This window comes from Pseudomonas persica, from assembly GCF_900291015.1.
In the GTDB taxonomy this organism is placed as follows: Bacteria; Pseudomonadota; Gammaproteobacteria; order Pseudomonadales; family Pseudomonadaceae; genus Aquipseudomonas.
In genome coordinates, this window is the sequence record NZ_OLKL01000016.1 from 57613 (window position 1) to 71455 (window position 13843).

The following is a 13843-nucleotide window of genomic DNA, read 5'->3' on the forward strand; positions in this document are numbered from 1 at the left end:
CGATGAACGACTTGCAACCGCGCGCCGCGCGGGCGGGCGATGCCAAAGGGGCGTTGTACCTGCAATTTCGCATCCGCGAGCAACGCTTTGCCCTGAGTGTGCACGAGGTGATCGAGGTACTGCCGCGCCAGCCGCTCAAACCGATCGCCAAGGCGCCTGCCTGGGTCGCAGGCATCCTTGCACACCGAGGCCTGCTGGTGCCGGTGGTCGACCTGGCGGCATTGAGCTTCGGCCAGCCGGCAGCGCAGCGCACCAGTACCCGCCTGGTGCTGGTGCATTACCGAGACGGCCTGCAGCTTGGCCTGATCCTGGAACAGGCCACCGAAACCCTGCGTTGCCACCCCGACGAGTTCCAGCCGTATGGCGTGGACAGCGGCGAAGCCCCGTACCTGGGCCCGGTGCGCCAGGATGAGCAAGGCTTGTTGCAGCGCATCGAGGTCAATCACCTGCTGCCCGATGCCGTGCACGAGTTGCTGTACGCGGATGATCCGACAGGGATGCCGACATGAACCAACAGCGTTTCTTCCGTTTCTTGCGCGAACGCATCGGCCTGGATGTGGAGTCGGTGGGCGCGCCGATGGTCGAGCGTGCGCTGCGTCAGCGTTGCGTAGCCGTGAACGCCGCGAACCTGGATGATTACTGGCTTTACCTGCAGCAGTCGATGGATGAGCAACAGGCGCTGATCGAAGCGGTCATTGTCCCGGAAACCTGGTTCTTCCGTTACCCCGAATCCTTTACCGCCCTGACTAGCCTGGCGCACAAACGTCTGGCCGAGCTGGCCGGGGCGCGCCCGCTGCGCTTGCTCAGCCTGCCATGCTCGACCGGCGAGGAACCCTATTCGCTGGCCATGGCCTTGCTCGATGCCGGCATCGCGCCGGGGGCGTTCCTGATCGACGGCATGGACATCAGCCCCAGTTCGGTAGCCAAGGCCGGGCAGGCTGTGTACGGGCGCAATGCCTTCCGAGGCAGCGACCTGGGCTTTCGCGAGCGCTACTTCGACGCTCTCGAAGAAGGCCACCACCTGCATGAGCGGGTGCGCGAGCAAGTCAGCCTGCAGGTGGGCAACGTGCTCGACCCGGCGCTGGCCAGCCGCGATGGCCTGTACGACTTCGTGTTCTGCCGCAACCTGCTGATCTATTTCGACGTGCCGACCCAGCAACGGGTGTTCGAAGTGCTCAAGCGTTTGTTGCACCCACAGGGCGTGCTGTTCATTGGCCCGGCCGAAGGCAGCTTGCTGGCGCGGTTGGGCATGCGCCCGCTGGGGATTGCCCAGTCGTTCGCCTACGTGCGCCAGGAGGGTGGTGGCGCTGCGCCGGCAACGCCACCGGTCCAGTCTTCGCGGCGCATGTCGCCAGCACCGGCCGCGCCAGGCTATCCGTCACCGGGCGCAGCGCTGCCGCGCCCACTGCGGCCACTGCGCGTGCTGCCCGTGGCAGCCAAGCCAGCGCCGGCGCACGAGCACAAGCGTGAGGACGCAAGCGAGTTGCTGGCCAGCATTGCCCGGCTGGCCAATGCCGGTGCCAGCGAGCAGGCCCGTGCCGAATGCCAGCGTTACCTGGGCCAGTTCGCGCCTGCGGCGCAGGTCTACTACTGGCTGGGGCTGCTCAGCGATACCGAAGGTGATGCGCAGCAGGCTCTGAGCCACTACCGCAAAGCCCTGTACCTGGAACCGCAGCACCCTGAGGCACTGGTGCACCTGGCGGCCCTGCTGGCGGCCCAGGGCGACCTGGCCGGTGCCCGGCGCCTGCAGGAGCGCGCCGCGCGGGTTGGCCGGGAGTCTGAACGATGAAGGAATCCGCGATGCAATTGCTCGCCGAGGATGACGCACACATCGACGACTGCTGGAACCGCATTGGCGTGCACGGCGACAAGCAGTGCCCGCTGTTGGAGCGTCACGTTCACTGCCGCAACTGTGAGGTACATGCCGCAGCGGCCACACGCCTGCTCGACCGCTACGCGCTGATGCAGGACCACCAGGCTGCCGTGGCGCCGCCGGTCGAGGACAGCACTGGCCGCTCCATGCTGCTGTTCCGCCTTGGCGAAGAATGGCTGGCGCTGGCTACCGCCTGCCTGGTTGAAATTGCCCCGCTGCAGGCGGTGCATTCGCTGCCGCACCAGCGCTCGCGAGTGTTGCTGGGGGTGGCCAACGTGCGCGGTACGCTGGTGCCGTGCCTGTCACTGGCCGACCTGCTGGGTGTGCAGGCCGGTGTTGCCGAGCAACGCAACGGCCGGGCGATGCCTCGCATGCTGATCCTGGCCGCTGAGGGCGGACCGGTAGTGATGGCGGTCGAGGAAATCGACGGCATTCACCGGCTCGACCCGCTGCTGGCGGGCAGCGGCCAGGACGCCACCCACTTCACCGCCGCGGTCCTGCAATGGCGTGGCCGCAGCGTGCGGGTGCTGGACGATCAATACTTACTGTCTGCCGTGCAGCGGAGCCTGTCATGACCCCAGAGCAAATGCGCGACGCATCGTTGCTCGAACTGTTCAGCCTGGAGGCCGAGGCGCAGACCCAGGTGCTCAGCGCCGGCCTGATGGCGCTGGAGCGTAACCCCACGCAGGCTGACCAGCTCGAGGCTTGCATGCGCGCCGCCCACTCGCTGAAGGGTGCGGCGCGGATCGTCGGGGTGGACGCTGGCGTCAGCGTCGCCCACGTCATGGAAGACTGCCTGGTGGCCGCCCAGGAGGGCCGCCTGCGCTTGAGCGCCGAGCATATCGACGCCCTGCTGCAGGGTACCGACCTGCTGATGCGCATCGCCACGCCTGGCGACGCCGGGGCGCAGGCGACCCTGCCGGTGTTCCTTGCGCAAATGGCCGGCCTGCTCGACCTGGGGGCGGTAGCCATGCCCCCCGTGCCGCCAGCCGTGCCAGCGCTGTCGGAAACACCGGTGCAAACCGCGCAAGCCGCACCTTTGCCGCTGCCTGTCGAGGCCTTGGAGCCCGAGCCCGAGCTGGCCTCGCCGCGCAAGGCCGGCAAGCGCGTCGGCGAAGGTGCGGAGCGGGTGCTGCGGGTCACTGCCGACCGCCTCAACAGCCTGCTTGACCTGTCCAGCAAGTCGCTGGTGGAAACCCAGCGGCTCAAGCCTTACCTGGCTACCCTGCAGCGCCTCAAGCGCATGCACGGCCAGGGCATGCAGGCGCTTGACGGCCTGCGCATGCAGCTGGAGGACAGTGGCCAGAGCAGCGAGGTGCTCGAAGCCCTGGCACAGACCCAGCGCCTGCTGGCGGAAACCCAGCAGATCCTGCAGCAGCAGACGGCTGACCTGGACGAGTTCGGCTGGCAGGCCAGCCAGCGCGCACAACTGCTGTACGACACCGCGCTGGCCTGCCGGATGCGGCCGTTTGCCGATGTGTTGACCGGCCAGAGCCGCATGGTGCGTGACCTTGGCCGTTCGCTGGGCAAGCCGGTGCGGCTGCTGGTGGAAGGGGACAAGACCCAGGTCGACCGCGATGTGCTGGAAAGGCTCGAAGCACCGCTGACCCACCTGTTGCGCAACGCGGTCGACCACGGCATCGAGCTGCCCGAGCGGCGCCTGCTGGCGGGCAAGGCGGAGGAGGGGGTGATTCGCCTGCGGGCCTCGCACCAGGCCGGTATGCTCAGCCTGGAACTGATCGACGACGGTGCCGGCATCGACCTCGAGCGCCTGCGCAGCAGCATCGTCGAGCGTGCCCTGTCACCCGCCGACACGGTGGCACGGATGAGCGAGGCAGAGTTGCTGACGTTCCTGTTCCTGCCCGGTTTCAGCCTGCGCAACAAGGTCACCGAGGTGTCCGGGCGCGGTGTGGGTCTGGATGCGGTGCAGCACATGATCCGTGAGCTGCGCGGTTCGATCGAGCTGACCCAGTTGGCCGGGCAGGGCTGCCGTTTCCACCTGCAGGTGCCGCTGACCCTGTCGGTGGTGCGCAGTCTGGTGGTCGAGGTGGGGGGCGAGGCCTATGCCTTCCCGCTCGCCCATATCGAACGCACGCTGGAAGTGAGCGCTGAAGAGATCGTGCAGATCGAAGGGCGCCAGCACTTCTGGCACGAAGGCCGGCACATCGGCCTGGTCGCGGCCAGCCAGCTGCTCAACCGCCCGGCCGGGCAAACGCAGGAGAGCAGTCTGCGGGTGGTGGTGATCCGTGAACGCGAGCAACTGTACGGCGTGGCCGTGGAGCGGCTGGTGGGCGAGCGGGTGCTGGTGGTGATGCCGCTCGACCCTCGGTTGGGCAAGGTCCAGGACATTTCCTCCGGCGCCTTGCTCGACGATGGCTCGGTGGTGCTGATCGTCGATGTCGAGGACCTGCTGCGCTCGCTGGAGAAACTGCTCAGCACCGGCAGCCTGGAGCGCATCGAGCGCGGTAGCCGCGGCGATCGTGGTGTTGCGCGCAGGCGCATCCTGGTGGTCGACGATTCGCTGACCGTGCGTGAACTGCAGCGCAAGCTGCTCGGCAACCGTGGCTACGACGTGGCCGTGGCGGTGGATGGCATGGACGGCTGGAACGCCCTGCGTAGCGAGGATTTCGACCTGCTGATTACCGACATCGACATGCCGCGCATGGACGGCATCGAGCTGGTCACCCTGGTGCGCCGCGATCAGCGTCTGCAATCGCTGCCGGTGATGGTGGTGTCCTACAAGGACCGTGAGGAAGACCGACGGCGGGGCCTGGATGCCGGCGCCGACTATTATTTGGCTAAGGCCAGTTTCCACGACGATGCGTTGCTGGATGCTGTGGTTGAGTTGATCGGAGGTGCTCAGGGATGAAGATCGCCATCGTCAACGACATGCCCATGGCTGTCGAGGCGCTGCGCCGGGCGGTCGCCTTCGAGCCCGAGCACCAGGTGATATGGGTGGCCGGCAATGGAGCCGAGGCGGTGCGGCGTTGCGCGGAGCAGTTGCCAGACCTGATCCTCATGGACCTGATCATGCCGGTGATGGGCGGCGTCGAGGCCACCCGCAGGATCATGGCCGAAACCCCCTGCGCCATCGTGATCGTAACGGTCGACCGCAAGCAGAACATGCACCGGGTGTTCGAGGCCATGGGGCACGGCGCCCTCGACGTGGTCGACACCCCGGCGCTGGGGGCGGGCGACCCACGCGAAGCGGCAGCGCCACTGCTGCGCAAGATTCTCAACATAAGCTGGCTGATCGGCCAGCAGCGTGCACCGGCCGCACGCCCGGTCGCTGCGCCCGTGCGGGCCGCGTCCCAGCACCGCGGGCTGGTGGCTATCGGCTCGTCCGCTGGTGGCCCGGCCGCCCTTGAAGTGCTGCTCAAGGGCCTGCCGGAGGCGTTCCCGGCGGCTATCGTGCTGGTCCAGCATGTCGACCAGGTGTTTGCTGCGGGCATGGCCGAGTGGCTCAGCAGCGCGGCCGGCCTGCCGGTGCGCCTGGCGCGTGAAGGCGAACCGCCCCAGCCCGGTCAGGTACTGCTGGCCGGCACCAATCACCACATCCGCCTGCTACAGAACGGCCAGCTGGCCTACACTGCCGAACCAGTCAATGAAATCTACCGGCCCTCGATCGATGTGTTCTTCGAGAGTGTGGCGCGCTATTGGACCGGCGATGCGGTGGGCGTGTTGCTTACCGGCATGGGCCGCGACGGTGCCCAGGGCCTGAAACTGATGCGCCAGCAGGGCTTCCTGACCATTGCCCAGAACCAGGCCAGCAGCGCGGTTTACGGGATGCCCAAGGCCGCTGCGTCCATCGATGCTGCGGTGGAAATCCGCCCGCTGGAACGTATTGCCGGGCGCTTGATGGAATTTTTCGCAAAATGACGAAGTGTAATGAATCACGCCGCCAGGCCGGCAGTGATCGGGTGAACAGGTATGAATGATTTACCGATCGAAGGTTTCACCACCCCCAACGAGAACTCGGCGATGGTGCTGCTGGTCGACGACCAGGCCATGATCGGTGAGGCGGTGCGGCGTGGCCTGGCCAATGAAGAGAACATCGACTTCCACTTTTGCTCCGACCCGCACCAGGCGGTGGCCCAGGCTGTGCGCATCAAGCCCACGGTGATCCTTCAGGACCTGATCATGCCTGGCCTGGACGGGCTGAGCCTGGTGCGTGAATACCGCAACAACCCGGCGACCCAGGACATCCCGATCATCGTCCTGTCGACCAAGGAAGATCCGCTGGTCAAGAGCGCGGCGTTTGCCGCCGGGGCCAACGATTACCTGGTCAAGTTGCCGGACACCATCGAACTGGTGGCGCGCATCCGCTACCACTCGCGTTCCTACCTGACCTTGCTGCAGCGCGATGAGGCCTACCGCGCCCTGCGCGTCAGCCAGCAGCAACTGCTCGATACCAACCTGATGCTGCAGCGGCTGATGAACTCCGATGGCCTGACCGGGCTGTCCAACCGCCGTCACTTCGACGAGTACCTGGAGCTGGAATGGCGCCGGGCCATGCGTGAACAGCAGCAGTTGTCGCTGCTGATGATCGATGTGGACTTCTTCAAGGCCTACAACGACAGCTTCGGTCACCTGGCCGGTGACGAGGCCTTGCGTCAGGTGGCCGAGGCGCTCCGCGGCTCGTGCTCGCGACCGACCGACCTGCCGGCGCGCTATGGTGGCGAGGAATTCGTCCTGGTGCTGCCCAATACCTCGCCGGGTGGTGCTCGCCTGGTGGCCGAGAAGCTGCGCCAGACCGTATTGGGCCTGGGCATCCCGCACACCGCGCCGACGGCTGACTCGTACCTGACCGTCAGCATCGGCCTGGCGACCCAGACCCCGGCCATCGGCAGCCATAGCCGGCAGCTGATTTCGGCCGCGGACAAAGGCCTGTACCAAGCCAAGAACGGCGGGCGCAACCAGGTTGGCATCGCCTGACAGGGCCCTGTCAGGCGTTCATGTCATTCTGCCGACGCCACTTCTACCGCCCGGCGGGTCTGCCGCCCTGCGGCGGACTCGGTTATACTCGCGGGCTTTTCACCGAATTCGTGCGAGTAGCCAGCCCATGGAAATCCAACCGATCCTGAACACCATCAAGGACCTCACCGAGCGTTCCCAGTCCATTCGGGGGTATCTTTGACTACGATCACAAGCATGACCGCCTGATCGAAGTCAACCGCGAGCTGGAAGACCCCAACGTCTGGAACAAACCCGAGTACGCCCAGGCCCTGGGCCGCGAGCGTGCCATGCTGGCGCAGGTCGTCGAGACTCTGGACAAGCTGTCCAACGGCCTGTCCGACTGCAAGGACCTGCTCGACATGGCCGTCGAGGAAGAGGATGAAGGCGCCGTAGGCGACGTCGAGGCCGAGTTGCAGGCCCTGGAAGAGTCCCTGGCCCTGCTTGAGTTCCGTCGCATGTTCAGCGGCGAGATGGACATGAACAACGCCTACCTGGATATCCAGGCCGGCTCCGGTGGTACCGAGGCGCAGGACTGGGCCAACATCCTGCTGCGCATGTACCTGCGCTGGGCCGACAAGCGTGGTTTCGATGCCACCATCATCGAGCTTTCCGAAGGTGAAGTCGCCGGTATCAAGGGCGCCACCGTGCATATCAAGGGCGAGTACGCGTTCGGCTGGCTGCGTACCGAGATCGGCGTGCACCGCCTGGTGCGCAAAAGCCCGTTCGACTCCGGTGCCCGTCGTCATACTTCGTTCTCGGCGGTGTTCGTGTCGCCCGAGATCGACGACAAGGTCGAGATCGAGATCAACCCGGCCGACCTGCGCATCGACACCTACCGTTCCTCCGGTGCCGGTGGTCAGCACGTGAACACCACCGACTCGGCGGTGCGTATTACCCACGTACCGACCAACACCGTGGTGGCCTGCCAGAACGAACGCTCCCAGCACGCCAACAAGGACACCGCCATGAAAATGCTGCGGGCCAAGTTGTACGAGCTGGAAATGCAGAAGCGCAACGCCGCCTCGCAGGCGCTGGAAGACAGCAAGTCGGACATCGGCTGGGGCCACCAGATCCGCTCCTACGTGCTGGATGACTCGCGTATCAAGGACCTGCGTACCGGCGTCGAGCGCAGCGACTGCCAGAAGGTCCTGGACGGTGATCTCGACCAGTACCTGGAAGCGAGCCTCAAGCAGGGGCTGTAAGCCACACACAACCGCCGCGGTACCCGGCCTGAGGCCGGTATCGCGTGCCCTGCCCGAAAGGGGCACCGAACACCTGATGGAAAGAATGACGAAATGAGCGACCTCAAGACCGAAGCGCAAGACCTGCAACAGGAAGAAAACGCCCTGATCGCCCTGCGCAAGGAAAAGCTTGCCGCCGAGCGCGCCAAGGGCAATGCCTTCCCCAATGACTTCCGTCGCGACAGCTATTGCAACGACCTGCAGAAGCAGTACGCGGACAAGACCAAGGAAGAACTGGAAGCTGCAGCGATTCCGGTCAAGGTTGCCGGCCGCATCATGCTCAACCGTGGTTCGTTCATGGTCATTCAGGACATGACTGGCCGTATCCAGGTCTACGTCAACCGCAAGACCTTGTCGGAAGAAACCCTGGCCGCGGTGAAGACCTGGGACCTGGGCGACATCATCAGCGCCGAAGGCACCCTGGCCCGTTCCGGCAAGGGCGACCTGTACGTCGAAATGACCAACGTACGCCTGCTGACCAAGTCGCTGCGCCCGCTGCCCGACAAGCACCACGGCCTGACCGACACCGAGCAGCGTTACCGCCAGCGTTACGTCGACCTGATGGTCAATGAAGAAACCCGCCACACCTTCCGTGTGCGTTCGCAGGTGATCTCGCACATCCGCAAGTTCCTCATCGAGCGCGACTTCCTCGAAGTCGAGACGCCGATGCTGCAGACCATCCCGGGCGGTGCCGCGGCCAAGCCGTTCGAAACCCACCACAACGCCCTGGACATGGCCATGTTCCTGCGTATTGCGCCGGAGCTGTACCTCAAGCGTCTGGTGGTCGGTGGCTTCGAGAAGGTGTTCGAGATCAACCGCAACTTCCGTAACGAAGGCGTTTCGACTCGTCACAACCCTGAATTCACCATGCTCGAGTTCTATCAGGCCTACGCCGACTACCGCGACAACATGGACCTCACCGAGGAACTGTTCCGCGAGCTGGCGCAGCTGGTACTGGGCACTACCGACGTGCCGTACGGCGACAAGGTGTTCCACTTCGGTGAGCCGTTCGCCCGCCTGTCGGTATTCGACTCGATCCTCAAGTACAACCCGGAGCTGACCGCTGCCGACCTGCAGGACGTCGACCGCGCCCGCGAGATCGCCAGGAAGGCCGGCGCCAAGGTGCTGGGCCACGAAGGCCTGGGCAAGCTGCAGGTGATGATTTTCGAAGAGCTGGTCGAGCACAAGCTGGAGCAGCCGCATTTCATCACCGAGTACCCGTTCGAAGTGTCGCCGCTGGCCCGTCGCAACGACGACAACCCGGCTGTTACCGACCGTTTCGAGCTGTTCATCGGTGGCCGCGAGATCGCCAACGCCTACTCCGAGCTCAACGATGCCGAAGACCAGGCCGAGCGCTTCCTGGCCCAGGTGGCCGAGAAGGACGCGGGTGACGACGAAGCCATGCACTACGACGCCGACTTCGTTCGCGCCCTGGAATACGGCATGCCGCCGACTGCGGGTGAAGGTATCGGCATCGACCGCCTGGTGATGCTGCTGACCAACTCGCCGTCGATCCGCGACGTGATCCTGTTCCCGCACATGCGTCCGCAGGCCTGAGTGAATTGAACGAGCCGCCTTTCGAGGCGGCTTTTTCTTGCCTGAAGCTTTATGTTGTCAGTACCGGCCCTACCGCCGGCAAGCCAGCTCCCACAGGGACCCCACAATCGTCAGGACTTGTGCAGTACCTGTGGGAGCTGGCTTGCCGGCGATAGGGCCGGTACAGGCTGCAGATGACTTGAACCATGAGGTATCCCCCCGTGACACCCGCAATGCCTCACCAGGGCGCCGCCGGCATCGCCACCGCCGTCGCCGAAAGCGTGCAATACCAAGGCCGCAAGACTGCCCGCCAGGGCAGCGAGCAGCGTCGCCAGCTGATCCTCGACGCCGCCATGCGCATTGTCGTGCGCGATGGCGTACGCGGCGTGCGCCACCGCGCCGTGGCCGCCGAGGCCGGTGTGCCACTGTCGGCCACCACCTACTACTTCAAGGACATCGAGGACCTGCTCACCGATACCTTCGCCCAGTACGTCGAGCGCAGCGCTGCCTACATGGCCAAGCTGTGGGCCAACACCGAGGTGGTGTTGCGCCAGTTGCTGGCCCAGGGCGACGGCAGCCCGCAGGCGCGGGCACGGTTGGCTGACGAGGTAGCGCGCATGACTGCCGACTATGTACAGCGGCAACTGCTGACCCGCCGCGATTTCCTGATGGCCGAGCAGGCCTTCCGCCAGGAGGCGCTGCTGTGCCCGCGCCTGGCCGAACTGGTATGCGCCCATGAGCAGATCCTGCTGCATGGCACCCGGCAATTGCTGCAGGTGGTGGGCTCGCGGCAACCGGAACAGGACGCCCAAATGTTGACGGCGATTATCGAGCAGATGGAATATCAGGGCCTGCTCAAGGATGCGAACGCGCAAGCCGATGGGCAGATGCTCGCTATGCTTAGCCGATACTTGCAGCTGGTGCTGGCATCGGCCTGAGCCGAGACTGACTTTTCAAGGAGAACCTGATGAAAGCCTGGCGTGTGGTGTTGTTGACTCTGTCATTCCTGCTGCTGGGCGGTTGTCTGGTGACCTTCCACGAGCCCTTGCCGAGCAACCAGGCGGCGCCCAAGGCCCTGCTCGGCAATTGGAGCAGCAAGGACGCCTGGGGCGAGCCCCTTAAGCTGGTGATCAGCCGTAGCGGCGGTGATGCCTACAAGGCGGTGGCCACGGCCAAGGGCAAGGCCCCCGAAGAATACGTGTTCACCGTGTCGCGCCATGGCAACCGCTGGTACCTGTCGGCCGGCGTGCCCAAGCGCCTGGGCGGCAACTTCCTGATCGGCGGTTTCGATATCGTCGATGGCAAGGAGCTGGTGGTCTACAACCTGGATGTCGAGCAGGTGCAGCAGGCGGTGGACAAGAAGGAGCTGACCGGGCGCAGCACCGAGGTGCCGGAAGACAACGGCGACGGCGTGCTGATCGACAGCCCGTCGGCGCGGGTGCTGGCGTACCTCGACGACCCGGCCAACTCCGACCTGTTCGTTGAAGTGGCGCGGTTCCAGCGCTCTGGCAAGTAATTACCCGTGCCGGCCTCTTCGCGGCTAAAGCCGCTCCCACAGGTACTGCAATCCCTGTGGGGGCGGCTTTAGCCGCGAAGAGGCCGGTTCAGGCAATGCAAGGCTTGGCACTTTGTTCCAATAAGGAGTCCCCGGTGGACGAATACCAGCAAACCATCCGTGCCCTGTCCGACCGCATCGTCGCGGCACAGACCCCGATCCGGGTGCTGGACGCGGTGAAGTGGGACGACAACATTCGCCAGGGCTTCCTCAAGGCCAAGGGCAAGGAGCCGCCGGCCGTCGACCGTGCCTACTACCAGTCGCGCCCGCTGGCGTTCGACTCCAGCGCGGTCAAGGCCGAGTTCCAGGGCATCGAGCGCGACATCATTCGCCAGCTTGGCCAGTTCAACCCGGTCGGGCAGATCATGAAGCGCATGTGCCGCGAATACCGCATGGTGGTGCGTATGCTCGAAGCGCGCGGCACCGAGGATTTCGGTTTGATCTCCCAAGAGCTGTACGGCGCTGCCTCGGATGCCTTCCACGCCGGTGACCCGACCCTGGCCGACCTCGGCCTGATGCTGTCGGACTACCTGAACAACATCGATGGCCGTGGCGACCTCAAGGACGAACCGAAGAACCTCACCGCCAAGGAGGCCGTGGAAATCCTCCAGCACCGGCTGAACAAGGTGTTCGGCGAGGCCGAGGGGACCATCCGTGTGTTCGAGTCCGACGGTATCGTCGCCGATGCCGCAGCCGGGGCCGACTACATCAAGGTGCGGGCCGACGCCATGTTCAACGCCCGTGACGTGCGTGCCCTGGAGGTGCACGAAGGGCTGGTGCATGTCGGCACCACCCTCAACGGCCTGAACCAGCCGATCTGTACCTTCCTGGCCAAGGGCCCGCCCTCGTCGACGGTAACCCAGGAGGGCCTGGCCATCCTCATGGAGGTGATCGCCTTCGCCTCCTACCCCAGCCGCCTGCGCAAGCTCACCAACCGCACCCGCGCCATCCACATGGTCGAGGAGGGCGCAGATTTCATGCAGGTCTACAACTTCTTCCGCGAGCAGGGCTTCGAGATGGCGCAGAGCTACAGCAACGCCAGCCGGGTGTTCCGCGGGTCGGTGCCCAATGGCCTGCCATTTACCAAGGACTTGTCCTACCTCAAAGGCTTCATCATGGTTTACAACTACATTCAGTTGGCTGTGAAGAAGGGCAAGCTCGAACAGATCCCGTTGCTGTTCTGTGGCAAGACCACCCTGGAAGACATGCGCACCCTGCGTCAGCTGGTCGAGGAAGGCCTGGTCGAGCCGCCCAAGTACCTGCCCGAACAGTTCCGCGACCTCAACGCGCTGTCGGCCTGGATGTGCTTCTCCAACTTCCTCAACCACCTGAGCCTGGACCGCATTGAAGCCGACTACGCGAACATTCTCTGAGTGCTGCCGCCTGTTGGCCCTGGGTTTGATCCTGCTGGGCCTGGGCGGTTGCAGCAGCCTGCTGTTCTATCCCGAGCGTGGCCAAGCGTTTACGCCCGAGCGGGCCCGGCTCGAGTACCGCGATGTCACCCTGACCACGGCTGATGGCCTCCGCCTGCACGGCTGGTGGTTGCCGGCCAGGGCCGGGGGCGAGGTCAAGGGCACGGTGCTGCACCTGCACGGCAATGGTGGCAACCTGCCTGGGCACCTGGGCGGCAGCTACTGGCTGCCGGAGCAGGGCTATCAGGTGTTGATGATCGACTACCGCGGCTATGGCCTGTCCCAGGGCGAGCCGAGCCTGCCCGAGGTGTACGAGGACATTGCCGCGGCCATGGCCTGGCTGGACCAGGCACCCGAGGTCAAGGGCAGGCCGCTGGTGCTGCTGGGGCAGAGCCTTGGCGGGGCCATGGCCATTCACTACCTGGCGGCCCACCCCGAGCAGCGCCAGCGTTTCAGCGCCCTGGTGTTCGACGGTGTGCCGGCCAGCTACCGTGCGGTGGGGCGCTTTGCCCTCAGCACCTCGTGGATGACCTGGCCGCTGCAGGTGCCGCTGTCGTGGCTGGTGCCGGACGGCGACAGTGCGATCCGCTCGATCGAGCAGTTGAGCAACCCGCCCAAGCTGTTCTTCCACAGCATCGACGACACCCTGGTGCCGATGGACAATGGCATTCGCCTGTACCAGCACGCACCACCGCCACGGGTACTGCAACTGACCCGTGGTGGCCACGTGCAGACCTTCGCCGACCCGACCTGGCGCCAGGTGATGCTGCGTTTCCTTGACGATCCCAGCCATTTCAACGGCCTGCGGCGGCTGGCCGAAGTACCCAATTACCCTGACGAGAAGAACAAGCAATGAGTGAAGAACGCAACGCCATCCCGCTGATCCTGACCGGTGTCGGCAGCATCATCGTGACGGTTGGGGCCTTGTGGTACTACGGTTACCTGCATTTCGCCAAGCCCGAGGATGCCCTGTTGCTGCAGGATTTCACCATGCTCAAGACCATCCCCGGCGAGGACTACAAGGCCTCGCTGGACCCGGCGCCACAGGTGGCCCAGTGCGTCGATGGCGTGTTGGTGCTGTTCGATACCCAGCAGAAAGGCCTGACCGGCGTGCTGGTGGACAACCGCAAGCGCGCGGTGCGCTGCATGGGCGAGGAAACCCCGCAGCAGGTGCAGTGAGCCAACATCTCTGCGGCCTGTTGTGGCCCCTTCGCGGCTAAAGCCGCGAAGGGGCCACAACAGACAAAAGAAAGCCCCGCTTTGATCGCGG

General features: G+C 65.1%; 13 protein-coding genes. All 13 read left to right on the forward strand.

The window, feature by feature from the left end:
* Positions 1-2 precede the first annotated feature (2 nt).
* The 13 genes from FQ664_RS08055 to FQ664_RS08115 all read left to right on the forward strand — a co-directional run bounded on the left by FQ664_RS08055 (position 3) and on the right by FQ664_RS08115 (position 13752).
* Positions 3-509, forward strand: a complete 507-nt coding sequence (locus FQ664_RS08055) for a chemotaxis protein CheW (protein WP_144171459.1) — start codon at positions 3-5, stop codon at positions 507-509.
* Positions 506-1789, forward strand: coding sequence for a CheR family methyltransferase (locus FQ664_RS08060; protein ID WP_144171461.1), 1284 nt, complete (start codon positions 506-508; stop codon positions 1787-1789). Before FQ664_RS08055 ends, FQ664_RS08060 begins: the two co-directional genes overlap by 4 nt.
* A complete protein-coding gene (locus FQ664_RS08065) occupies positions 1786-2448 on the forward strand; it encodes a chemotaxis protein CheW (RefSeq protein WP_144171464.1) in 663 nt (220 codons plus the stop codon). The genes FQ664_RS08060 and FQ664_RS08065 overlap by 4 nt, the downstream gene beginning before the upstream one ends.
* Positions 2445-4742, forward strand: coding sequence for a hybrid sensor histidine kinase/response regulator (locus tag FQ664_RS08070; protein ID WP_144171466.1), 2298 nt, complete (start codon positions 2445-2447; stop codon positions 4740-4742). Before FQ664_RS08065 ends, FQ664_RS08070 begins: the two co-directional genes overlap by 4 nt.
* Positions 4739-5752 (forward strand): chemotaxis response regulator protein-glutamate methylesterase, encoded by a 1014-nt coding sequence (cheB, locus tag FQ664_RS08075; RefSeq protein ID WP_144171468.1) that lies wholly within the window; start codon positions 4739-4741, stop codon positions 5750-5752. The genes FQ664_RS08070 and cheB overlap by 4 nt, the downstream gene beginning before the upstream one ends.
* A gap of 51 nt (positions 5753-5803) precedes the next feature.
* Positions 5804-6808, forward strand: coding sequence for a Wsp signal transduction system regulator diguanylate cyclase WspR (wspR, locus tag FQ664_RS08080; protein ID WP_144171469.1), 1005 nt, complete (start codon positions 5804-5806; stop codon positions 6806-6808).
* Between the two features lie 127 nt (positions 6809-6935).
* Positions 6936-8031, forward strand: a protein-coding gene (gene prfB, locus FQ664_RS08085; RefSeq protein ID WP_144171471.1) for a peptide chain release factor 2 whose coding sequence is annotated in 2 segments (ribosomal slippage) — positions 6936-7007 and positions 7009-8031 — 1095 coding nt in all. Because the reading frame shifts where the segments join, the coding sequence is not laid out codon by codon here.
* 93 nt (positions 8032-8124) lie between these two features.
* Positions 8125-9627 (forward strand): lysine--tRNA ligase, encoded by a 1503-nt coding sequence (lysS, locus tag FQ664_RS08090; protein ID WP_144171473.1) that lies wholly within the window; start codon positions 8125-8127, stop codon positions 9625-9627.
* Positions 9628-9839: 212 nt separating this feature from the next.
* The gene (locus tag FQ664_RS08095; RefSeq protein WP_063911478.1) at positions 9840-10544 is read left to right on the forward strand and encodes a TetR/AcrR family transcriptional regulator; all 705 of its coding nucleotides are present in this window, start codon (positions 9840-9842) and stop codon (positions 10542-10544) included.
* A gap of 29 nt (positions 10545-10573) precedes the next feature.
* Positions 10574-11122, forward strand: coding sequence for a hypothetical protein (locus FQ664_RS08100; RefSeq protein WP_144171475.1), 549 nt, complete (start codon positions 10574-10576; stop codon positions 11120-11122).
* A 95-nt stretch (positions 11123-11217) separates the two neighbouring features.
* Entirely contained in the window at positions 11218-12534 is a 1317-nt protein-coding gene (locus FQ664_RS08105; RefSeq protein WP_178090963.1) for a flavohemoglobin expression-modulating QEGLA motif protein, read from the forward strand.
* On the forward strand, positions 12506-13429 hold the full coding sequence (locus FQ664_RS08110) for an alpha/beta hydrolase (protein WP_144171479.1): 924 nt from the start codon (positions 12506-12508) through the stop codon (positions 13427-13429). The genes FQ664_RS08105 and FQ664_RS08110 overlap by 29 nt, the downstream gene beginning before the upstream one ends.
* Positions 13426-13752 carry a PA3694 family proteiin gene (locus FQ664_RS08115; protein ID WP_144171481.1) on the forward strand — a complete coding sequence of 109 codons (327 nt, stop codon included), beginning with the start codon at positions 13426-13428 and terminating at the stop codon, positions 13750-13752. The genes FQ664_RS08110 and FQ664_RS08115 overlap by 4 nt, the downstream gene beginning before the upstream one ends.
* The last annotated feature ends 91 nt before the right edge of the window (positions 13753-13843 follow it).

Coding starts and splice junctions, on each gene's coding strand:
- FQ664_RS08065 (WP_144171464.1), top strand. CDS start 1,786: ATGAAGGAATCCGCGATGCAATTGCTCGCCGAGGATGACGCACACATC.
- FQ664_RS08100 (WP_144171475.1), top strand. CDS start 10,574: ATGAAAGCCTGGCGTGTGGTGTTGTTGACTCTGTCATTCCTGCTGCTG.
- wspR (WP_144171469.1), top strand. CDS start 5,804: ATGAATGATTTACCGATCGAAGGTTTCACCACCCCCAACGAGAACTCG.
- FQ664_RS08115 (WP_144171481.1), top strand. CDS start 13,426: ATGAGTGAAGAACGCAACGCCATCCCGCTGATCCTGACCGGTGTCGGC.
- cheB (WP_144171468.1), top strand. CDS start 4,739: ATGAAGATCGCCATCGTCAACGACATGCCCATGGCTGTCGAGGCGCTG.
- lysS (WP_144171473.1), top strand. CDS start 8,125: ATGAGCGACCTCAAGACCGAAGCGCAAGACCTGCAACAGGAAGAAAAC.
- FQ664_RS08070 (WP_144171466.1), top strand. CDS start 2,445: ATGACCCCAGAGCAAATGCGCGACGCATCGTTGCTCGAACTGTTCAGC.
- FQ664_RS08105 (WP_178090963.1), top strand. CDS start 11,218: ATGCAAGGCTTGGCACTTTGTTCCAATAAGGAGTCCCCGGTGGACGAA.
- FQ664_RS08095 (WP_063911478.1), top strand. CDS start 9,840: ATGCCTCACCAGGGCGCCGCCGGCATCGCCACCGCCGTCGCCGAAAGC.
- FQ664_RS08060 (WP_144171461.1), top strand. CDS start 506: ATGAACCAACAGCGTTTCTTCCGTTTCTTGCGCGAACGCATCGGCCTG.
- FQ664_RS08055 (WP_144171459.1), top strand. CDS start 3: ATGAACGACTTGCAACCGCGCGCCGCGCGGGCGGGCGATGCCAAAGGG.